16 protein-coding genes are annotated in these 21,235 nt (G+C 76.1%); 7 read left to right on the top strand and 9 right to left on the bottom strand.

The window, feature by feature from the left end:
* Nucleotides 1–107: 107 nt before the first annotated feature.
* Nucleotides 108–437, top strand: a complete 330-nt coding sequence (locus LPA42_RS26450; RefSeq protein WP_077938972.1) for a hypothetical protein — start codon at nucleotides 108–110, stop codon at nucleotides 435–437.
* 73 nt (nucleotides 438–510) lie between these two features.
* Here the strand turns inward: LPA42_RS26450 and LPA42_RS26445 are convergent, their stop codons facing one another.
* Nucleotides 511–2,082: a leucyl aminopeptidase gene (locus LPA42_RS26445; RefSeq protein WP_077938973.1), complete on the bottom strand. Its 1,572-nt coding sequence runs from the start codon at nucleotides 2,080–2,082 to the stop codon at nucleotides 511–513.
* A gap of 164 nt (nucleotides 2,083–2,246) precedes the next feature.
* On the opposite strand from LPA42_RS26445, the gene gcvT reads away from it, so the two are divergent.
* The gene (gene gcvT / locus LPA42_RS26440) at nucleotides 2,247–3,377 is read left to right on the top strand and encodes a glycine cleavage system aminomethyltransferase GcvT (RefSeq protein ID WP_077938974.1); all 1,131 of its coding nucleotides are present in this window, start codon (nucleotides 2,247–2,249) and stop codon (nucleotides 3,375–3,377) included.
* 67 nt (nucleotides 3,378–3,444) lie between these two features.
* Here gcvT and LPA42_RS26435 read toward each other — a convergent pair whose 3' ends face one another.
* From LPA42_RS26435 to LPA42_RS26425, 3 genes are all read right to left on the bottom strand, one after another.
* Nucleotides 3,445–4,731: a DUF2314 domain-containing protein gene (locus tag LPA42_RS26435; protein ID WP_077938975.1), complete on the bottom strand. Its 1,287-nt coding sequence runs from the start codon at nucleotides 4,729–4,731 to the stop codon at nucleotides 3,445–3,447.
* A gap of 65 nt (nucleotides 4,732–4,796) precedes the next feature.
* Entirely contained in the window at nucleotides 4,797–5,585 is a 789-nt protein-coding gene (locus LPA42_RS26430) for an adenosylcobinamide-GDP ribazoletransferase (RefSeq protein WP_077938976.1), read from the bottom strand.
* Nucleotides 5,575–7,566 carry a bifunctional adenosylcobinamide kinase/adenosylcobinamide-phosphate guanylyltransferase gene (locus tag LPA42_RS26425; protein ID WP_077938977.1) on the bottom strand — a complete coding sequence of 664 codons (1,992 nt, stop codon included), beginning with the start codon at nucleotides 7,564–7,566 and terminating at the stop codon, nucleotides 5,575–5,577. The genes LPA42_RS26430 and LPA42_RS26425 overlap by 11 nt, the downstream gene beginning before the upstream one ends.
* 229 nt (nucleotides 7,567–7,795) lie before the next feature.
* Between LPA42_RS26425 and LPA42_RS26420 the strand changes: the two genes are divergently transcribed.
* Both LPA42_RS26420 and LPA42_RS26415 read left to right on the top strand, forming a co-directional pair.
* Nucleotides 7,796–7,996 carry a hypothetical protein gene (locus LPA42_RS26420; RefSeq protein WP_043969283.1) on the top strand — a complete coding sequence of 67 codons (201 nt, stop codon included), beginning with the start codon at nucleotides 7,796–7,798 and terminating at the stop codon, nucleotides 7,994–7,996.
* A complete protein-coding gene (locus tag LPA42_RS26415; RefSeq protein ID WP_077938978.1) occupies nucleotides 7,996–8,799 on the top strand; it encodes a site-2 protease family protein in 804 nt (267 codons plus the stop codon). Before LPA42_RS26420 ends, LPA42_RS26415 begins: the two co-directional genes overlap by 1 nt.
* A gap of 91 nt (nucleotides 8,800–8,890) precedes the next feature.
* Here the strand turns inward: LPA42_RS26415 and LPA42_RS26410 are convergent, their stop codons facing one another.
* Together LPA42_RS26410 and LPA42_RS26405 are read right to left on the bottom strand one after the other, a co-directional pair.
* Nucleotides 8,891–9,889 carry an aldo/keto reductase family protein gene (locus LPA42_RS26410; RefSeq protein WP_043967140.1) on the bottom strand — a complete coding sequence of 333 codons (999 nt, stop codon included), beginning with the start codon at nucleotides 9,887–9,889 and terminating at the stop codon, nucleotides 8,891–8,893.
* Between the two features lie 61 nt (nucleotides 9,890–9,950).
* Nucleotides 9,951–14,912 (bottom strand): WG repeat-containing protein, encoded by a 4,962-nt coding sequence (locus tag LPA42_RS26405; RefSeq protein WP_228986932.1) that lies wholly within the window; start codon nucleotides 14,910–14,912, stop codon nucleotides 9,951–9,953.
* Between the two features lie 160 nt (nucleotides 14,913–15,072).
* Between LPA42_RS26405 and LPA42_RS26400 the strand changes: the two genes are divergently transcribed.
* From LPA42_RS26400 to LPA42_RS26390, 3 genes are read left to right on the top strand one after another with little or no spacing between them, the layout of a single operon-like run.
* The gene (locus LPA42_RS26400; protein WP_043967142.1) at nucleotides 15,073–15,924 is read left to right on the top strand and encodes an ABC-2 family transporter protein; all 852 of its coding nucleotides are present in this window, start codon (nucleotides 15,073–15,075) and stop codon (nucleotides 15,922–15,924) included.
* A complete protein-coding gene (locus tag LPA42_RS26395; protein WP_077938980.1) occupies nucleotides 15,917–16,723 on the top strand; it encodes an ABC transporter permease in 807 nt (268 codons plus the stop codon). The genes LPA42_RS26400 and LPA42_RS26395 overlap by 8 nt, the downstream gene beginning before the upstream one ends.
* On the top strand, nucleotides 16,720–17,721 hold the full coding sequence (locus tag LPA42_RS26390; protein WP_077938981.1) for an ATP-binding cassette domain-containing protein: 1,002 nt from the start codon (nucleotides 16,720–16,722) through the stop codon (nucleotides 17,719–17,721). Before LPA42_RS26395 ends, LPA42_RS26390 begins: the two co-directional genes overlap by 4 nt.
* Before the next feature lie 13 nt (nucleotides 17,722–17,734).
* Here LPA42_RS26390 and LPA42_RS26385 read toward each other — a convergent pair whose 3' ends face one another.
* The 3 genes from LPA42_RS26385 to nadA all read right to left on the bottom strand — a co-directional run bounded on the left by LPA42_RS26385 (nucleotide 17,735) and on the right by nadA (nucleotide 21,187).
* Complete coding sequence (locus LPA42_RS26385; RefSeq protein ID WP_077938982.1) at nucleotides 17,735–18,331, bottom strand: DUF3043 domain-containing protein; 597 nt, start codon at nucleotides 18,329–18,331, stop codon at nucleotides 17,735–17,737.
* A gap of 88 nt (nucleotides 18,332–18,419) precedes the next feature.
* Nucleotides 18,420–19,775 carry a UDP-N-acetylglucosamine 1-carboxyvinyltransferase gene (gene murA, locus LPA42_RS26380; protein ID WP_074474807.1) on the bottom strand — a complete coding sequence of 452 codons (1,356 nt, stop codon included), beginning with the start codon at nucleotides 19,773–19,775 and terminating at the stop codon, nucleotides 18,420–18,422.
* Between the two features lie 212 nt (nucleotides 19,776–19,987).
* Nucleotides 19,988–21,187: a quinolinate synthase NadA gene (nadA, locus tag LPA42_RS26375; RefSeq protein WP_077938983.1), complete on the bottom strand. Its 1,200-nt coding sequence runs from the start codon at nucleotides 21,185–21,187 to the stop codon at nucleotides 19,988–19,990.
* Nucleotides 21,188–21,235: the final 48 nt, after the last annotated feature.

The following is a 21,235-nucleotide window of genomic DNA, read 5'->3' as shown; positions in this document are numbered from 1 at the left end:
CATCTTGTCACCACCGCGTACCGGGCGCGTAGTGAGGTGCCCAACGACACGTCCCGGACACGTACGCTTGGCACCGGTTTCGATCACGGATATGGGGGAGACGGTCGGTGGCGCTGTTCCGACGACGCAAGAAGGCGCGCCCGGCGGGGCCGGACCGCGCGCCCGACCGCGCCGATCTCGACCACCTGGAGAACTTCGTCCGCACCCGGCGGGGGGTCGAGGCGTTCATCGAGCCCCGCACCACCGTCACGGAGACCACGGTGATCCTCATCGCCGACGACGGGGAGTGGACCCGCCGGCGCATCGACGGCCCCGAGGGCGCCCGCCGGTTCGCCCACAAGCTGGCCATCCCCGTCTACGACGTGCGGCTCATGGGCTACCCGCAGCGGATGCGCGACTACAACGAGCGCCGCAAGCGCCGCCCCGAGCTGTACTGAGCCGCGCGGCCCGCGCCGGGCCGCCCGGCGAAGGGCCCCCCGACGGGCGGGGGGACCCTTCCGCGCGACCACGTCAGCCGTTGGCGGCGACGTCCTCGACCAGGTGCACGAGGGTACGCACCGGCACCCCCGTGCCGCCCTTGGTCCAGTAGCCGGTCGCCTCACCCGAGTGATAGCTGGGGCCGGCGATGTCGATGTGCGCCCAGGCCACGTCGTCGGCGACGAACTCCCGCAGGAACACCCCGCCCTGCAGCATGTGCCCCGCCCGGTCCATCCCGGCGTTGACCTGGGAGATGTCGGCGACGTCCGAGTCCATGCCCTTGCGCACCTCGTCGGGCAGCGGCATCGGCCAGGCCGGCTCGCCCACCGCGTCGCCGGCCGCCCGGACCCGCTCGCACAGCTCCGGGGTGCCCATCACGCCGGAGATCCGCTTGCCCAGCGAGATCACCTGGCCGCCGGTGAGGGTCGAGGTCTCGAAGAGGTAGTCGGCGCCGTCCTCGCAGGCCCGCGCGATCGCGTCGCCCAGGATCATCCGGCCCTCGGCGTCGGTGTTGAGCACCTCCACCTTCTTGCCGTTGTACATGGTGATCACGTCGCCCGGCCGGTAGCTGGTGCCCGACGGCATGTTCTCGGCCATCGGCAGGTAGCCCGTCACCGTCACCGACGGCTTCAGCGCGGCGATCGCCAGCATGGTCGCGCCGACCGCCGCCGCGCCGCCCATGTCGGACTTCATCTCCCACATGCCCTGCGCCGGCTTGATTGAGATGCCGCCGGTGTCGAAGGTGATGCCCTTGCCGACCAGCGCCACCCGCTTGCCGCTGCCCCCGCCCTCGGGCGTGTAGGTGAGCTTGACCAGGCGCGGCGGGGCCTCCGAGCCCTGCCCGACGGCCAGGATGCCGCCGTAGCCGCCCGCCGCCAGCGCCGCCTCGTCGAGCACCTCGACGGCGAGCCCGGCCGCGCGGGCCGCCTCGGCCACCGCGTCGGCGAACACCGGCGGGCGCTGCAGGTTCGGGGCGGTGTTCACCCAGTCGCGGGTCAGCCGGACCGCGCCGGCCACCGCGTGCGCCCGCTCGATCTCGGCCCGGGCGGTCGCGTCGCCGGCCTCCGGCACCGCGACCAGCACCTCGGCGACCGGCTCCCGCCGGGCCGGCTGCGGGCGGGTCTTGTACCCGGCGAACCGGTAGCCGCCGAGCAGCGCGCCCTCGGCCACCGCGCGCAGCGCGTCGGCGGCGTCGGCGTCGTCGGGCAGCGGCAGGCTCAGCGCCACCCGGCGCGCGCCCGCCAGGGCCCGGACCGCCGAGCCGGCGGCCCGGCGCAGCGTCTCCGGCGCGGGGGCGGCCCCCGTCGGCTCGGGGCCGAGGCCGACCGCCGCGACCACCGGGGCGGTGACGGTGCCCAGCGTGGCCAGCTTGATCACCTCGCCCGGTGCCCCGGTCGCGCCGAGCAGCGCCAGCGTCTCGGTGAGCTTGCCGTCGAAGGCGGCGGCGATGCTCTCGGCGCCGCTGGCGAGCAGCAGCGCCCCGGCGGGGCCGCCGGCGGCGTCCTGCTCCCCGGTCTGGCTGTGCAGGCCGATCACGATCGCGTCGACGGCGAGCTCGGCGGGGTCTGTGTCGACCAGGCTGAGGGTGGTGCTGGGCGATGTCACTGAAGCTACTCCGGGCGGGCCGGGCCGGTCGCGTCGTCGCGTACCGGCGGTGAAGGTCTCCGGCGGCAACCTACCCGCCGGACGGTGGGCTGTCCCGCCGAACTCCGCCGACGGGGGTCCCGCCGATGCTAACCAGACGTTCAGCCACCGGTAAGTTGCCACCCATGACCGACGCGACCTCCGACGCCGCCGCGACCCGGCTGCGCCGTTCCCCGCTGCACGAGCGGCACACCGCCCTCGGCGCCAAGTTCGCCCCCTTCGGTGGCTGGGAGATGCCCCTGGAGTACGCCGGCGGCGGGGTGCTCCGGGAGCACACGGCGGTCCGCACCGGGGTCGGCGTGTTCGACGTGTCGCACCTGGGCAAGGCGCGGGTCACCGGCCCCGGCGCGGCCGACTTCGTCAACGCCTGCCTCAGCAACGACCTCGGCCGGATCGGCCCCGGCCAGGCGCAATACACCCTGTGCTGCGACGACGCCACCGGCGGCGTGGTGGACGACATCATCGCCTACCTGCACGCCGACGACCACGTCTTCCTCGTGCCGAACGCCGCGAACACCGCCGAGGTGGTGCGCCGGCTGCGCGCCGCCGCCCCGGAGCACGTGGTCGTCACCGACGAGCACGAGGGGTACGCCGTCCTCGCCGTGCAGGGTCCGCGCTCGGCCGAGCTGCTCGCCGCGCTGGGCCTGCCCACCGACCACGAATACATGAGCTTCCGCACCGCCACCCTCGCCGACGCCGAGTTGACCGTCTGCCGCACCGGCTACACCGGCGAGCTGGGCTACGAGCTGGTGGTGCCGGCCGGGCACGCCGTCGCCGTCTGGGACGCGCTGACCGCCGCCGGCGCGGCGTACGAGCTGCGGGCCTGCGGGCTGGCCGCGCGGGACACCCTGCGCACCGAGATGGGCTACCCGCTGCACGGGCAGGACCTGTCGCTGGAGATCACCCCCGTGCAGGCCCGCTCCGGCTGGGCCGTCGGCTGGGACAAGCCGGCGTTCTGGGGCCGCGACGCGCTGCGCGCCGAGAAGGCCGCCGGCCCCGCGCGTACGCTGCGCGGCCTGGTCGCCGTCGACCGGGCGATCCCGCGCCCCGGCATGAAGCTCTACGTCGGCGACACCTGCGTCGGCACGGTCACCAGCGGCACCTTCAGCCCGACGCGCAAGCAGGGCATCGCCCTGGCGCTGCTCGACACGTCCGCCGGCCTCGCCGACGGCGACCGGGTGGACGTCGACATCCGGGGCCGCCGCGCCGCCCTGACCGTCACCCGCCCCCCGTTCGTGACCCCCTCGGTGCGCTGAGCGTCAGGCGAGGGCCCGCCGGCGTCGGGTGACCGTCAGGCGAGGGCCCGCCAGCGTCGGGTGACCGTCAGGCCGGGCGTTCCCCGGCGTCGAGGACGGCCTGGGTCCAGCCGCCCTCGATGACGCCCGTCGCGCCGAGGACGGCCCAGTCGACGACGTCCGCCGCCTCGACCACCACCGGCGCGCCGATGCGCACCGTCGGGTCGGTGCTGGCGTCGCTGGCGCTCGCGCCGACGATCCGTTCCGGGGCGTCCCACGACGTCACGCCCGCCCACACGTACTCGGGGCCCTCGTCGCCCGGCAGGCCGTACTTGACCACGAGCTGCGACTCCGCCGGCAGTTGGCCGGCCAGGAACCGGGCCCGCACGTCGTCCAGGCCCTCCCGGGCGGTGGCGATCGCCCGGCTCATGGCGTCGCCCGGGCGGGCGTAGCGCACGTCCGGCGCGATGCCGTCGAACAGCGTGGCGCAGGCCGCCGCGTAGTACCGCCCGTCCGGGCCCGGGTGCCCCGGCGGCGGGCGCAGGCTCAGGAACGAGTCGGCCTCCGGGTCGGTGGCCGGGTCCAGCTCCAGCCGCAGCAGCACCGGCGCGGTCGCCCCGTGCTGCTCCGGGTTGCCGTACGCGACCGCGATGTCGTGCCCGGTGACCGTGGCCAGCACCGGGAGCTGCACGAACGCCGGCACCTCGTCGCCGGCCAGCCCGTCGGTCCAGGCCCGCAGCAGGCGGCGGGCGGCCCCGGTGAGCACCGCGCCCCAGGCCCGGGTGAGGTGGTCGGGCACCCCCTGGGTCTGCAACTCCAGCAGCCCGAAGCGGCGCAGCCCCTTCGTGGTGAACCACAGCCCCTCGGCGTCCGAGGAGTAGGGCACCAGCACCCAGTCGACCAGCCGGATCCGCCCCTGGTCGTCCGGCAGCGACCGCAGCGCCGTGGCCGGGTCGAGGAACTGCAGGCCGAAGACGTCCACCACGTCCCCGCCCGCGCTCTCGGCGACGGCGGCGGCGACCGCCCGCGCCGCCCACTCGTGCGCGGGCGGCCAGCCCGGCCGGTACTCCGCCTGCACCACCACCAGGTGGGTGGCCGCGGCGAGCCGGTCGAGCTGCTCCTGGCTCGCCCCGAACGCGGTCAGCAGGTCCGGCGGCAGCGCCGGGAACTCGGCGACCGGCCGGGTGTCCACGCTCATCAGCGGGCTGTCCAGCATCTGCGTGGCCAGCCCGTACACCGGCTCGGCGAGCCGACCGGCCAGCGCCCGCACGGCCGTCTTCGTGCCGACCTTCGGCAGGCCCACCATCGGCACCAGGTAGGTGGCGGTGAGCGACTCGGGGACCGGGACGGGCAGGAAGTCGTCGGTGATGAGCATGTGGTCCCCTGTCTGCCCCGTGCCGGCCTGTCGCCCGAAACGCTACCCGCCCCGGCGCGTCCGGATCAGCGGGTCGCCACCAGCCCCAGGTAGACCAGCGTGGTCACCACCTCCACCGTCGCGCCGAGCACGTCGCCGGTGATGCCGCCGAGGCGGCGTACCAGGTGGCGCAGCAGCAGCACCGCGACGGCGAGCGCGGCGAGCACGGCGACCGGCCCCTGCCACGGGCGGCCCGGCACGGCGGTGACCGCGACGAGCGCGACGGCGGCCGTGCCGACCCCCGCCGCGACCGGGCCGACGGTGCCCGCGACCAGCGCGCCCAGCCCGTCCGGCCGGGCCGCCGGCACGCCGCGCCGGCAGGCCAGGGTGACCCCGAGCCGCCCGGCCGCCGTCGCCGCCACCACGCCCGCGAGCGCCGCCGGCCACGACCGGGCCACCAGCTCCGCGAGGGCCGCGGCCTGCACCAGGAGTACGACCACCAGCGCGGCCACCCCGAACGGCCCCACGTCCGGCTTCTTCATGATCTCCAGCGCGGCGGCGCCCCGCCGGTACGACCCGAGCGCGTCGACGGTGTCGGCGAGCCCGTCCAGGTGCAGGCCCCGGGTGAGCAGCGCGCCCGCCCCGAGGGTCACCGCCGCGGCGACCAGTGGCGCGGCGACGGCCCCGACGAGCAGCAGCACCCCGGCCAGCGCCGCCCCGAGCAGGGCACCGACCGCCGGGGCGAGCGCCATCGCGGTGCCCGCGGTGGCGCGGTCGACCCGGCCGGCGCGCACCGGCCAGACGGTGAACGTGGTCAGCGCCAGCCGCAGGCCGTCGCCGGCCCGCCCGCCGCCCGGGTGGGCGTCAGTCGGCACGCCGCCCGGCCGGATCCGGCTCCGACCCGGTCGGCTCGGCGGCCCCGGCCGGCGGGGCGTGCTCGGCCGGCGGGGCGTGCTCGGTGGGCGCGGCCGGCTCGGTGGGCGCGGTGGTGGCCGGGCCCGGGCCGGCCGGCTCCGGCTCGACGAACGCCGCCGCGTCCGGCCCCCCGGCGCTGTCGTCCGCGCCGGCCGCGTCCGCGCTGGCGGCGGTGTCCGCGCCAGCCGCGTCCTGCTGGTCCGGCCGGGCGGGCAGCGCGGCGGCCAGCGACAGCACCGAGCGCAGCAGCGGCAGCGCGGTCAGCGCGTTCGCCCCCTCGCCGAGGTCGAGCCGCAGGTCCAGCAGGGGATCGAGGCCCAGCACGTCGGCGGCGAGCCGGACCGCCGGGTGACCGCCGTGGTCGGCCAGCAGGCACCAGTGCCGGGCCTGCCCGGCCAGGTCCCGGCTGACCATGCCGGCGGCCAGGCCGACCGGGCCGTCCAGCAGCACCGGCAGCCGGCGGGCGGTCGCGCCGAGCAGCACGCCGGTGGCCACCGCGATGTCCCCGCCGCCCAGCTCGGCCAGCACGTCCTTGGCGTCGCGGGGCGAACGCCGGGTGCGGTGCAGCGCGTCCCGGACCGCCGCGCAGCGCCGCATCCACGCCGCGTCGTCGATCTCGCCGCCCGCCGTCACCACCCGGCCGAGCACCGCGGGCGGCTCCGCCCCGGCCGTCGCCGCGAGCACCGCCGCCGCGGCGGCGTCCGTGCCGGCCCCGCACGCCGCCAGCACCAGCAGCCGTACGCCCGCCTCGGCGGCCTCCTCGGCCAGCCGCCAGCCGTACCGCAGGGCCTGCTCCACCTGCTCGTGGTCCAGGGCCGGCAGTTCCTCGATGGCCTCGGACGCCGGCGTCTCGACGACCTGGAGGCTCGCGCCGCTCTCGGCGGCGAGCCGGGCCAGCACGCCCTGCCCGGCGCGGGCCTGTGCCGCCCGCCGGGCCGACTCCCCGGGCGGGGAACCGGCGGCGGCCCCGCCGGCGTGGTCGCCGTGCAGCAGCAGCACCCGCACGCTGTCCCAGGACGCCGGCGTCGGGGTGCCCTGGGTGGCCGCGGCGAAGCCGACCACCCGTTCCAGCACGCCCAGCCCGGCCCCGGGCACGTCCAGGGTGGCGAGCCGCTCCAGGGCCTGCGGCCCGGCGTACTCGTCGGGCATCGGCAGTTCCATGCCGGGCTGGATGACCAGGCCCGTGGCGACCACCGGCAGCGCCATCGTCGGCGCCGCCCACGGCACGCCGGCCGGCTCCGGTGCCGTGGTCGGGGTCAACACCTCCGGCAGCGCCGCCGCACGGTCGTCGCGTCCACCGCCGGCCGTCGCCGTGGCCGCCGCCTGCGCCGCCACCGCCGGGACCGTTGCCTGCGTCGCGGTGACCGCCCCGGCCCCCGTGCCCGAGGAGGCGGCGGGGGTCTTGAGCCAGCACGCCTGGCCGGCGACCACCAGGACCACCGCGTCGCACGCGTCGGCGACCGCCCGGTTGGCCGCGCCGAGGGCGTCGGTGAACGCCCGACCCAGCGGGGTCGTCGGCACCAGCGACAGCCCCACCTCGGGGCTCACCACCACCAGTCGCGCCGGGCAGGCCCGCACCGCGTCGGCCAGCTCGGCGACGGTCGCCGTGTCGTCTGCCGGCTGGTGGGCCGGATCCAGCAGCACGGTCACCCAGCCGCCGAGGTCGTCGACGAGCAGCGTCTCGTTCGGCCGCGCCGACGCGACGACGTCGGCCAGCCGGCGCGGATCGTCGGCGGTCTCCTCCGTGGTCCAACCGCCCGGCCGCCGGTCGCGATGGGCCTTCAGGCGGGCCGCCCACTCGGCGTCGGTCGGGTCGCCGGCAGCCGACGTCGCCACGTAGCGGACCGTGGGCGCCTCGGCGACCAGGGACTCCGCGAACTCGGACTTGCCGGAGCGGATCCCGCCGAGCACCAGGACCGTGTTCCACCCGTCAACGGACATGCCCCGTACCTTAAGGCCGCCGTGGCCCGCGCCGCCGGTCGGCCCGCGCCGGTGACCACGGTTCGGGCGGCCGGGCCGGGGCGGTCCCGGGTGGGCCCGCCGCCGCGCGGCCCGGCCGAACAGCGGCCGGCGGCGGTGCCCGGTGGAGCGGCGGGCCGTCCGGCACGGGGCCGACTACGCTTGCGGGGGTTCGTCCCAGGAGGACTTCAGCGGCGAGGGGAGACGCGGCATGGCGTGGAGCTGGCGGTACGAGGGCGCGGACGGCGCGGCGGCCGAGGGGCCGACGGAGACGTTCGGGAGCCAGGCGGACGCCGAGTCCTGGATCGGCCAGACCTGGCGGGAGCTCGCGGCATCCGGCGTCACGACGGTCACGCTCGTCGAGGACGACCGGGTGGAATACCGGATGAGCCTCCAGCCCCCGGCCGAGTGATGACGGCGGGCCGCCCGGGCGGCGGCGAGCCGCTGGTGCTCGGGGTGCCCCGGGCGGCCTTCCGGCCCAGCCCGGTGTTCCTGGCGCTGGTCGCGCTCTTCGCGGCCAGCGGCGTCATGGCCTGGAACCGGTTCGGCAACGTCCGGTTCGACGTGTTCCTCTTCGTCGTCTCGGGCTGGCTCGTCTCGCTCTGCCTGCACGAGTACGCCCACGCGGTGGTCGCCTACCGGGCCGGCGACCGCGACATCGCCCACCGGGGCTACCTGACGCTCAACCCGTTCAAGTACACCCACCCGCTGCTGTCGATCGTGCTTCCCGTGGTGGTGGTGCTGCTCGGCGGCATCGGCCTGCCCGGCGGCGCGGTGTGGGTGGACCGGCACGCCATCCCGGGGCGGCTGCGGCACACCCTGGTCAGCCTCGCCGGCCCGGCCACCAACGTGCTGTTCACCCTCGTGCTGGTGGCGGTGCTGCGGGTCTGCTTCGGCGGCGGCGGCGGGTCGGTGGAGTTCTGGGCGGGCCTGGCGCTGCTGGCGTTCCTCCAGCTCACCGCCAGCGTGCTCAACCTGCTGCCGGTGCCCGGCCTCGACGGCGGCAACATGATCCAGCCGTGGCTGAACCCGCAGTGGCGGCGGATGTACGACCTGTTCGCCCCGTTCGGGTTCATCCTGCTGTTCGCGCTGCTGTGGAACCCGCGCCTCGGCGGCTGGTTCTTCGACGGCGTCTTCGCCGTGGCGGACGTGCTCGGCCTGCCCCCGTGGCTCTACGCCGCCGGCCTCGACCTGATCCGCTTCTGGCAGGGCTGACCCGCCCGCGCACGACGGCGGCGGGGCCCGGTCCCACCTTCCCGGCGGGCCCGGTCCGGCCGGCGCGCCGCGCCGGCCGGACCGGGACGCCTCACGGCCGCTGGGCGGGGGACTGCGTCTTGCCCGGGTCCCGCTCGACGATCGGGTCGACGATGGCGTCGATCGCCTTGAGCAGGTCGGCGTCGAGCTTCACCCCGGCCGCCTTGACGTTGTCGTGCACCTGCTCGGGGCGGGACGCGCCGACGATCGCCGAGGAGACGTTCGGGTTCTGCAGCACCCAGGCGATGGCGAGCTGCGGCATGCTCAGCCCGGCCTGCTCGGCCAGCGGCTTGAGCTCCTGCACCCGGGTCAGCACCTCGTCGGTGAGGAACCGGGCGATGAAGTTCGCCCCCGACTTCTCGTCGGTGGCCCGGGAACCGGCCGGCGGCGGCTGCCCCGGAAGGTACTTGCCCGACAGCACGCCCTGCGCGATCGGCGACCAGACGATCTGCCCGAGGCCCAGCTCCTCGCTGGTCGGCACCACCTCGGCCTCGATGACCCGCCACAGCATCGAATACTGCGGCTGGTTGGACACCAGCGGGATGCGCAGCTCCCGGGCGAGCCGGTGACCCGCCCGGATCTCGTCCGCCGTCCACTCCGAGACGCCGATGTAGTGGGCCTTGCCGGAGTGCACGACGTCGGCGAACGCCTCCATCGTCTCCTCCAGCGGCGTGCTGTGGTCGTACCGGTGGGCCTGGTAGAGGTCCACGTAGTCGGTCTGCAGCCGGCGCAGCGAGCCGTTGATCGACTCCATGATGTGCTTGCGGGACAGGCCCCGGTCGTTGCGGCCCGGACCGGTCGGCCAGAAGACCTTCGTGAAGATCTCCAGCCCCTCGCGGCGCTCGCCCTTCAGCGCCCGGCCGAGCACCTCCTCGGCCTTCGTGCCGGCGTACACGTCGGCGGTGTCGAACGTGGTGATGCCCGTCTCCAGCGCGGCCCGGACGCAGGCGGTCGCCGCGTCCTCCTCGACCTGCGAACCGTGGGTGATCCAGTTGCCGTACGAGATCTCGCTGACCAGCAGGCCCGAGTGGCCCAGGTGTCGGAATTCCATGGTCCGACCCTAGCCCGCCCCCGTCATGGTCACCCGTGGGCGGGTTGCGCGGCGGCCCGGGTCAGACCAGCGGGCTGGCGTCGGCGAGCAGGTGGTCGATCTGCTCGACCACCCGGTCCCGGCTCGGGTGCACCGGGTCGATCAGCGGCTCGCCGCGCCGGTCCAGCGCACCCCAGCGGCCGAGGCCGTCGCCGACCAGGTACGCCACCGGGTGCACCACCAGCGCCGGGTGCGCCGGGGCCACCAGGACCCGGCCCGTGCGGTCCACCACCCCGCGCCGGCCGTTCAGCTCCACCACGGCCAGCCCCTCCTCGGTGAAGCCGTCGACGTAGCGGCCGTCGGCCAGGGCCGTGGTGAAGCCGTGGTAACGGGTGGGCACCACCACCGTGCCGGTGCGGTCCACCGCCCCCCAGCCGCCGTCGACGCGAACCGCCGCCACCCCGCCCCGGAACGGCCGGACGTCGTCGAAGCCTGGCGGGATCACCACCATGTTGGACGGATCGACGGCCATCCAGTTGCCGGTGCCGTCCATCGACACCCAGGCGAGGCCGTCGGAGAACGAACCGACCGACCGGTAGCCGTTGTTGGCCTGGATCAGGGTGCGGCCCGAGTCGTCGATCAGCGCCCACCGGGTGCCCTCCGGCCGGCGTACCCAGGCCACGCCCTCGCGGAACGGCTGTACCTCGGCGTAGTCGGTGCCGATCACCAGGTTGCCGTCGGCGTCGGCGTAGCCCCACCGGTCCAGGTCCTCGTCGTACGTCGGCACCGGCGGCCGGGGCGTGCGCAGGATCTCCGACCGCCCGCGCGGGTAAGGGCCGAAGCCGTCCCGCCCGGCCCGCTCGGCGACCGCGTCGAGTGCGATCCGGGTGCGGGCGAGCAGCTCCGGGTCGGCGGACCGGCGCAGGTCGAGCGCCCGCTCGAAGTGCTGGCACGCCTCGATCAGCCGGCCCTGGTCATAGCAGCAGCGGCCGGCGTGCTCGTGCAGGGCCGCGCGCAGCCGGTCGGGCAGCTCCGTCGAGTTCGCCTCCGCGAAGAGCCGGTCGGCCTCGGCGAACTCGCCCCGCCAGCGCAGCACGTGGGCCAGCCGCGCCCGCGCCAGCGCGGTTCGCCGCAACTCGCCGGTGGCCTCGGCGTACGTCAGCGCGAGCCGGGCGTCGTCGACCGCGTCCCCCAGGTCGCCGAGCAGGCGCGACGCCACCGCCCGCAGGCTCAGCAGCCGGGCCCGGGACCGGTTGTCCAGGGCGACGTCGAGCTTGGCGGTCAGCCCCTCCCGCACGCTGCGCAGCAGCTCCGGGTCGTCGGTCTCCTCGCGCAGGGTCTCCGGGTGCAGGCGCCAGCGTAGGGCCGCGAGCGTCTGCTCCGGGTCGGCCGGGGCGGCCCGCCGCTCCCGGCCGGGTCGTGGCTCCGCCCCGGCAGCGGGTCCGGCCGGCGACACGGGCCACGCGGGTACGCCGGACACGGGATAGGCGGGCATGCCGGAGACCGGCCGCGCAGGCATGCCGGACACCGGCCGCGCAGGCATGCCGGACACCGGCCGCGCGGGTGGGCCGGAGACCGGCCGCGCGGGCACGCCGGACACGGGGCGGGCGGGCGGTGCCGAGACGGGACGCGGCTGCTCCAGTGCGGGGTGGGTGGTGAGCGGCGCGGACCCGGCCGGAGGTGCGGACACCGGCGACGCGGGCGCGGCGCTCACCGGGCGTGGGTCGGTGGCCCGGCCGGCCGGGCCGCCGGCGGGCTGCGGGGCGGGCGGCGTCGTCGCGCCCGCATCGGCCGGAGCCGGAGCCGGAGCCGGAACCTGGACCGGGGCCGACGCCGACGCCGGTGCCGAAGCCGGCTTCGGATCCTGGGCCGGCGTCGGATCCTGGGTCTGGGCCGGGGTCGGGGCCTGGGTCGGCGTGGTGGGCGAGACCTGGGCTGGGGCAGGGACCGGGCCCGCAGCGGCGGCGGGCGTGGCCGGCTCGGCGGCCGGTGCCGCCGATCTGTTCGGCCGGAACCACGCGTCGGAATGCTCCGGCGGTGGCGGCGTCGCCGCGCGTGCCGGCTCAGGGGACGCGTCCGCTGCCCGGGGCCGGTCGGATCCACCGGGGGTGCCGTCGTCCGGCGCCCCGGCATCCCGCGCCTCTCCGGCCCGCACGTCGACGGCCGAGGCGACCACGGTCCCGGCCGGGTCGACGGCGTCACCTCGGTCGACGTTCTCCTCCCGGCCGGCGGGTTCCTCCTCCGGCGTGCTTTCCTCCGGCGCGGTGGCCTCGGTCGCGTCGGCGGGCACGGTGGGCCGGCGGGGGACATCCGGTCCTGCGGCGACAGCCGGTTCGCCGGGCACCGCCGGACCGGTCGCGACGCTCGACCCGGCGGGCCCGGTGACGACTTCGGGCTCGGCCGCGCCTTCGGGTTTGGCCGTGGCTACAGGCTCGGCGGCGGCCCGGGGCTCGGCGGCGAACTCGGCTTCGGTGCCGGCCTCGGGCCCGGTGGTGACCTCGGCCCCGATGGCGGCGGCCTCGGGTCCCGTGGCGGCCTCGGCCTTGGCTTCGGCGGTGGTCTCGGGCTCGGCGGTGGCGGTCGGGTCGACCGGCTCGGCATCCGGCGACTCGCCCGGTGCCCGGGTGGCCGGCGGCCGGGGTTCGGCGGCGGTGGACGGCGGCTCTGGCGTCGGGTTCGCCGACTCCCGGGCGGCGGACGGCACCGGCAGCACGGGCTGCTCCGGTCGCGGCGGGCTCGGCCGCTCGTCCGGCGGTGAAGAAGCGGCGACCCCAGCGGCCTCGACCGACACGTCCGGGCGGGCCGGGTCGTCCCTGACTGCCGTGGGCTCGCCGGGCCCGGGCCGGGGCTCGGTCGGCCCGGGGGCGGGCAGGAACTCCAGCCGCAGCCGGGCGGCGGGCGGCGCGGATACGGGCTCGGCGGGCGGCGGGGGAACGGGCTCGACGGGCGGCATGGAGACGGGTGGTGGCGCGGCGACGGGCTCGGCGGGCGGCGCGGAGACCGGTGCCGACGGCGCGGGGGACGTGGGCGCGGTGCGCGGCGGCACGGGCGGCGCGGAGACCGGTGCCGCCGACGCGGCCGGCGTGAGCTCGGTCGGCGGCGCGGAGACCGGCCCGGTCGCCTGCGGCCCGGAGACCGGCCGGGCCGGCGGCCCCGAGACCGGCCGGGCCGGCGGCCCGCTGACGGGCACGCCGCCGCTGACGGGTGCGCCGCCGCTCACGGGCACGCCGCTCGCCGGTACGCCGGTGGCGGGCGATCCGTCGACGGGCGCGGCGGGGGTGGTGGGCCGCGCGAACCGTGGGGCGTCGGCGGCCGGCTCGGCCGGGCGGCGCGGCTCGCTCGGCGGGCGGGTCGGCTCGACCGGTGCGTGGTGCGGGTGCGGCTGGGCCGGGAGACGCGCCGACCCGGCCGCCGGACGCGGGGGCTCCACCGGCGGGCGCAGCGGTTCTGCCGGCGGGCGCAGCGACTCCGCCGGGGGCCGCAGCGGTTCTACCGGTGGTGGCCGCAGCGACTCCGCTGCGGGCCGCAGCGGCTCCGCCGGTGGGCGGCGCGGCTCGCTCGGCGGGCGGGTCGGCTCGACGGGCCGGTGCGACGGGGGAACGAACCGGGGGCCGGGAGCGGCGCTGTCCTGCCTGGGTGGCGACCCGGCCCGATCGACCGGCGGGCGGGGTCCGTACCGATCGGTGACCGGCCGTTCGTCGCCGCGGCCCTCGGCCGGCCGCTCGGCACGGTAAGGGTCGGCGGGGGTCGGGTTGCGGCCCAGGTCCGGACGGAGCGGACCGGGCGGCGGCCAGGGCAGGGCGCCGTCGCGCGGCGGTGCCGGCCGGACGCCGGGCTCGCGGTACTCCTCCGCGCGCGCGGCGGCCACGTCCCGCCCGTCCCGGTACGGTCGGCCGTCCCGGTGCGGCGCCGGTCCGCCCCGGTCGGCGGGGTGACGCGGCTCGTCGGCGAGGGGGCGTCCAGGTGCGTCGGCGGGCCGACCGTGCTGACGGTCCAGCCGGTCCGCGCCCTGACCGGTGCCGGTCGCCGGCGACGCCTGCCACCCGTCCGGGCCAGGGCCGGGACGGCCGTCGCGGTCCAGCGTTGGCCGGCGGCGTTCCGGCCAGCCGGGGCCGGCCGGCCCCGGCCGGTCGCCGTAGGGCCGGTTCGGGTGCTCGTCCGGCTCGGGCACCCACCCTGCCTCGCGGCGGGGCGCCGGAGAGACCGGGCTCGCCTCGGCGGGCCCCGGCCGGCGGCCGTGGTCGGTGGGGCGCGGCTGGTCGTACCGGCCGACGGCCGCATCGCGGTCCGGCGTCCAGCCGGCGGCACGCCGGTCGTGGCGGCCGGGCTGGTCGTGGGCGGGGTGCCGGGGCGGGTACGCCTCGTCCGGTCCGCGCTCCTCCCAGCCGCGCCGGGCCGGTCCCCACTCCTCCGGTGCGGGCCGGCGGTACGGGGCGTGCTCGTCGGCGGCGTGCCGCCGGTGCGGGGTGGCCTCGCCCGGAGCCGGACGCCGGTAGAGGGCGTGGTCGTCGGCGGCGGGGCGCGGGCGGTAGGGGTCGTGCTCGTCGGGGGCGGGGCGGCGGTAGCGGTCGCGCTCGTCCGGGGCGGCACGGCGCCCGTCACCGGCCGGCCGGTGGTAGCCGTCCTGCTCGACGCCGGGTCGACGGTACGGGTCGTGCTCGGTGACCGGCCGGCGCTGGCCGTCCTGCCCCGTGACCGGCCGACGGTACGGGTCGTGGTCGGCGACGGGCCGGCGGTGGCCGTCCTGCTCGTTGACCGGCCGGCGGTACGGGTCCTGGTCGGCGGGCGGCCGGCGGTACCGGTCGTGGTCGTCCGGTCCGGGGCGGCGGTACGGGTCGTGGTCGTCGGGGGCGGGGCTGACCGGCTGCACCTCGGCCCGGCCGACGACGGCGGCGCGACCCCGGGGCGGGGGAGGCTGGTGCCGCACGCCGATGTCGCCCGGGTAGCGCTGCCCCGGGAACTGCGGCTGCCACTCGGTGGTCGGTTCGAACACCCAGGACGGTTCGGCCGGATCGCGCCAGCGGTCGATGAAGTCGCCGCTCATCCGCAGGTCCCGTCGCCGCCCGCGTGGCGAGCCCCGGTGCCCGGCTCGCGTCGCTCGCTCACGGCGATGTCACCTCGTTGGAAATTGTCGCGCTGGGCACCCCACCTGCCGGTAAAGTCGCCCGGTCCGGCGCGGGTGGCTGCGGAAGGAGGGTAACGGCGTGGGCTCTGTCACCGCCACTGTGGCACCGCCCACCGAGTCAAACGTTATCCTATGGTTTCGGACATTCGGTGCGATAGCGCGATCCGGATTCCGACGGTACGCCACATACCGCCAGGCCGCGCTGGCCGGTGCCGTCACCAACATCGTCTTCGGTTTCCTGCGCTGCTACATCCTGTTCGGCGCGGCGGGCGCGGCGGGCACCGCGGCCGGCTACGACCGGGCGCAGTTCGCCACCTTCGTCTGGGCGGGGCAGGGCATGCTCGCGGTGATCCTGCTGTGGGGCCGGCCCGAGCTCGCCGAGCGGATCCGCACCGGCGACGTGGCCAGCGACCTGCTGCGCCCGGTCCATCCGGTGACCAGCTACCTCGCCACCGACCTGGGCCGGGCGGGGTGGGCGTGCGTGTCCCGGCTGCTGCCGCCGGTCCTGGTCGGCCCGCTCTTCTTCGACGTGTACCTGCCGGCCCGCTGGTCGACCGTGCCGCTGTTCGTGGTCTCCGCGACCGTCGCGGTGGTGCTCTGCTTCGGCTGCCGGTTCCTGGTCAACGCCACCGCGTACTGGCTCCAGGACGTCCGGGGCCCGCAGATCCTGTGGACCCTCGGCTCGGGGGTGCTCGCCGGGCTCTACTTCCCGCTGCCGTTCCTGCCCGACGCGCTGTTCCTGGCGTTGCAGCTGGCCACCCCGTTCCCGAGTCTCCTGCAGACCCCGCTCGACGTGCTGGTCGAGCGGGACCCGACGGGCGTGCAGGCCGGGCTGGTCGGGCTGCAGGTCGGCTGGGCGGTGGCGATCCTCGCCCTGTGCCGGCTGGTGCAGCGCCGCGCCGAGCGCCGCCTGGTGGTGCAGGGTGGCTGACCACCGGCTGCGGGCGTACGGGGCGCTGCTCGGCGCGCAGGCCCGGTCGCAGGCGGCGTACCGGGCGTCGTTCGCGGTGGACCTGGTCGGCAACGTCGGTGCCACCGTCTTCGACGTGGTGACCGTGCTGGTGATCTTCGGGGTGACCCGGGAGCTGGGCGGGTTCACGCTGCGCGAGACGCTGGTCATGGTGGGCCTGTCGGCCTGCGCGTTCGCCACCGCCGACCTGCTCGTCGGCAACGTCGAGCGGCTGCCCGCGTACGTGCGCACCGGCCTGTTCGACGCGGTGCTGCTGCGCCCGCTGGGCGCGCTGCCCCAACTGCTGCTGATGGACCTGCCGCTGCGCAAGGCGTCCCGGGCGGTGTTCGGCCTGGCCGTGCTGCTGGTGGCGCTCGCCCGCGCCGGCATCGAGTGGACCCCGGGCCGGGTGGCGCTGGCGGTGGCCGCCCCGCTGGCCGGGGTCGTCTTCTTCGGGTCGGTCTTCGTGGCCACCGCCACCGTGTCGTTCTACTGGACCGAGTCGGGGGAGCTGGCCAACTCGGTCACCTACGGCGGGCGCGACTTCACCTCGTACCCCGTCACGATCTTCGACGGCTGGTTCCGCGCGGCCTTCGCGTACGGGATGGGGTTCGCCTTCGTGAGCTACCAGCCGGCGCTGGCGCTGCTCGGCCGGGCCGACCCGCTCGGCCTGCCGGCCTGGGTCGGCTGGGCCTCGCCGACGGTCGCGCTGGTCGCCGCCGCCCTCGCCGCCACCGCCTGGCGCGTCGGGGTCCGCCACTACCGGAGTACGGGGTCATGAGCGTCATCGACGTGCGCGAGCTGCGCAAGGAGTTCACGGTCCGGGTCAGGGCCGGCCGGCTGCGCCGCGAGAAGCGCACCGTCGCGGCGGTGGCCGGGGTCGACCTGCGCGTCGAGCGCGGCGAGTTGCTCGGCTACATCGGCCCGAACGGGGCGGGCAAGTCCACCACCCTGAAGATGCTCACCGGTGTGCTCACCCCCACCTCCGGCCAGGTACGCGTGTGCGGGCTGCGCCCGGTGCCCGAGCGCACCCGGCTGGCGCTGCGCGTCGGCGTGGTGTTCGGCCAGCGGTCCCAGCTCTGGTGGGACCTGCCGCTGCGGGAGTCGTTCGACCTGCTGCGGCACGTCTACCGGGTGCCGGCCGCCGCGCACGCCGCCCGGCTGCGCCGCTGCCGCGACCTGCTCGACCTGGACGCCTTCGCCGACACCCCGGTGCGGCAGCTCTCCCTCGGCCAGCGGATGCGCGGCGAGCTGACCGCCGCCCTGCTGCACGGCCCCGAGGTGCTCTTCCTCGACGAGCCGACGATCGGGCTGGACGTGGTGAGCCGGCAGGCCGTGCGGGGCTTCCTGGCCGAGCTGGGCCGCTCCGGCGACACCACCCTCGTGCTCACCACCCACGACCTGGCCGACATCGAGCGGCTGTGCCCGCGCCTCGTGGTGATCGACCACGGCCGGGTGGTGCACGACGGCCCGATCGCCGCGCTGCACGACCGGTACGGCTCCCGCCGCCTCGTCGTGGCCGACCTGGACACCGCGCTGCCGCAGCCGCCGGAGCTGCCCGGCGCCCCGCTGCTGCGGGTGGAGGCCGACGGGCACCGGCTGGTGTTCGCGCTGGAGTCGGCGGGCGTCGCCGACGTGGTGGCCGCCCTGGCCGGGCGGGCCGCCCTGCGGGACGTCTCGATCGTCGAGCCGGACATCGAGGACGTCGTCGCCCGCCTGTACGCGGGTAAGGAGGGGCCCCTTGTTAACGCTTCCGGTATAGCAGGGGCCCCTTCTTAACCAGGGGGACGCCTCAGACCGGGTCGCCGATCTTGACGCGGGGCTCCGGGGCGCGCATCCGGCGGAAGGTGATCGACCGCATGATCGCGTACAGGTAGAGGGAGCCGAGGCGCTGGTCGGACTTCGGGAAGCGCTCCCGCACCAGCTTCTTGATCTTCCGACTGATCAGGATCGAGTCGATCACCACCCCGAGGGCGAGCGCGCCCCACAGGATGTTGGAGAGCAGCCGGACGACCGGCGGCATCGCCTGGTTGGAACCGAGCAGCACGATCAGCGCCCCGCCGAAGAACCAGGTGCCCACCGTGCGCCGGGAGTCGACCACGTTGCGGGCGAGCAGCCGCTCCGGGCCCCGGTCGCGCGGCCCGCCCTCGCGGCGGAACTCGGCCGCGGACTCGGTGCGCAACTGCCGCCGCCGCTCCCGGGCCTCCTCCTTGCTCAGCGGCTTGGTCGGGCCGGCGGGCCGACGCCCGGCCACGGGCCGCTTCGGCGTCTCGCGGCCCTTGGCCGGGGTGTAGCCCCGGCGGGCGCGCGCGGACTCCTCGTCGGTCGTCACCGTGGTGACGGACTCCTCGACGAGGTCGGTGGACTTGCGGCGAAACAGCGACGGCACGCGGAAAGGGTAGCCAAACGCCCGCGCCCGGTGCACATCGCGGTGCACCGGGCGCGGGCGGACGTGAGCAGAATTACTGCGCGTGGCGTTACGGACGCTCGGTGTGGGCGCCCAGGTCGGCCAGCTTCGCCTCGAAGTCCTCGTAGCCCCGGTTGATCAGGTCGACGCCGTACACCCGGGAGGTGCCCTCGGCGGCGAGCGCGGCGATCAGGTGGCTGAACCCGGCGCGCAGGTCCGGGATGACCAGGTCGGCGGCGTGCAGCTTGCTCGGGCCGGCGATCACGGCGGAGTGCTTGAAGTTGCGCCGGCCGAAGCGGCACGGGGTGCCGCCGAGGCAGTCGCGGTAGACCTGGATGTTCGCGCCCATCGTGTTGAGCGCCTCGGTGTAGCCGAGCCGCTGCTCGTAGACCGTCTCGTGGACGATCGACAGGCCCCGGGCCTGGGTCAGCGCCACGACGAGGGGCTGCTGCCAGTCGGTCATGAAGCCCGGGTGTACGTCGGTCTCCAGCGCCACGGCGTTCAGCTCGCCGCCCGGGTGCCAGAACCGGATGCCGCCCTCCTGGCCCGGGTCGCCCAGCTTCGGCGGCCGGGCGTCGGTCACCTCGTACTCGCCGCCGACGGAGCGGAAGATGTTGAGGAACGTCATCATGTCGGCCTGCTGCGCGCCGAGCACCTCGACGTGGCCGCGGGTGGCCAGCGCCGCCGCCGCCCAGCTCGCCGCCTCGATCCGGTCCGGGATCGGCCGGTGGGTGTAGCCGTGCAGCTTCGGCACGCCCTGGATCTCGATCACCCGGTCGGTGTGCACCTTGATGATCGCGCCCATCTTCTGCAGGATGCAGATCAGGTCGATGATCTCCGGCTCGACGGCGGCGTTGCGCAGCTCGGTGACACCCTCGGCCATCACGGCGGTGAGCAGCACCTGCTCGGTCGCGCCGACGCTCGGGTACGGCAGCGCGAACTTGGTGCCGTGCAGCCCGTTGGGGGCCGACAGGTGCAGGCCCTCCGGGGTCTTGTCGACCGTGGCGCCGAACTCGCGCAGCGCCTGGAGGTGGAAGTCGATCGGGCGCGGCCCGATGTGGCAGCCACCCAGGTCGGGGATGAACGCGTGGCCGAGCCGGTGCAGCAGCGGCCCGCAGAACAGGATCGGGATGCGGCTGGAGCCGGCGTGCACGTTGATCTGGTCGGTGCTGGCGCTTTCGACGTTGGCCGGGTCGAAGACCAGCTCACCGTCCTCGGCGCCGTCGGTGACCTTGACCCCGTGCAGGCCGAGCAGCCCCCGGACCACCTCGACGTCGCGGATCCGCGGCACGTCGAACAGCCGGCTGGGGCTGTCGCCCAGCAGGGCGGCGACCATCGCCTTGGAAACCAGGTTCTTCGCGCCGCGCACGCGGATCCGCCCTTCCAGCGGAGTACCTCCGTGTACGACCAGGACGTCGTCGGTCAACGCAACCTCCAGCGCGTCGGTGCTGCCGTAGTTGATGGTGATGCGGGCGATATGGGGGTTACCCGTGATGCGGCCGGATGAAAACGGGCGCGTGTGTCGTCGCCCCGGCAGCATAGCCCTCGGTGACGAGAATGGAGACGGTCACCGTGCGCCGGAGGGCACGAATCGGCGCTTCCGGCACCATAAGGTGCCCATCCGGTCACGCAGGGTGATCAGGTGCTCGCCGGGGGCGGGGTGTCCGCGCCGGGGAGGGCGAGCATCCGGTCCAGCGCCACCCGGGCGTGGTGCGCGGTGTCGGCGTCCACGGTGATCTGGTTGACCACCCGACCCGCCACCAGCTCCTCCAGCGCCCACACCAGGTGCGGCAGGTCGATCCGGTTCATCGTGGAGCAGTAGCAGACCGCCTTGTCCAGGAACATGATCTGCTTGTCCGGGTGGGCCAGCGCCAGCCGGCGCACCAGGTTCAGCTCGGTGCCGACCGCCCACGCCGAGCCGGCCGGAGCCGCCTCGATGGCCCGGATGATGTATTCCGTCGAGCCCACGTAGTCGGCGGCGTTGACCACCTCGTGCCGGCACTCCGGGTGCACCAGCACGTTGACCCCCGGCACCCGCGCCCGCACGTCCTCGACGCTGTCGAGGGTGAACCGGCCGTGCACCGAGCAGTGCCCGCGCCACAGGATCATCTTCGCGTCGCGCAGCTGCTCCGGGGTCAGCCCGCCGCCCGGCTTGTGCGGGTCGTACAGGACGCAGTCGTCCAGCGACAGCCCCAGCTCTAGCACGGCGGTGTTGCGGCCCAGGTGCTGGTCCGGCAGGAACAGCACCTTCGACCCCTGCTCGAACGCCCAGTCCAGCGCCCGCTTCGCGTTCGACGAGGTGCACACCACGCCGCCGTTGCGGCCGACGAAGCCTTTGATGTCCGCCGACGAGTTCATGTACGTCACCGGGACCGTCTGCGCCGCGACGCCCAGCTCGGTCAGCGCGTCCCAGGCGGACTCGACCTGCGTCAGCACCGCCATGTCCGCCATCGAGCAGCCGGCGGCCAGGTCGGGCAGGACCACCCGCTGCCGCTCGGAGGTGAGGATGTCGGCGCTCTCCGCCATGAAGTGCACGCCGCAGAAGACGATGTATTCCGCGTCCGGCCGGGCCGCCGCCTCGCGGGCCAGCTTGAACGAGTCGCCGGTCACGTCGGCGAACTGGATCACCTCGTCGCGCTGGTAGTGGTGGCCCAGCACGAAGACCTTGTCACCCAGCTTCGCCTTGGCCGCCGCGGCCCGCGCCACCAGGTCGGGGTCGCTGGGCGCCGGCAGGTCGCCCGGACACTCCACGCCACGCTCGGTGGCGGGGTCGCTGCCACGGCCGAGCAGCAGCAGGGCCGTCGCGGTGTTGGAGGGTTCCATCCAGGTCGAAGTCACGCCACTCATGGTTCCACAGCCGGGCGACAAGGCAGCCCGCGCCGGTGT

This window comes from Micromonospora sp. DH13, from assembly GCF_020873825.1.
Classification (GTDB): Bacteria; Actinomycetota; Actinomycetes; order Mycobacteriales; family Micromonosporaceae; genus Micromonospora; species Micromonospora haikouensis.
Note: the sequence above shows the minus strand (reverse complement) of the source record. Positions and strands in the feature narration are given on the sequence as shown.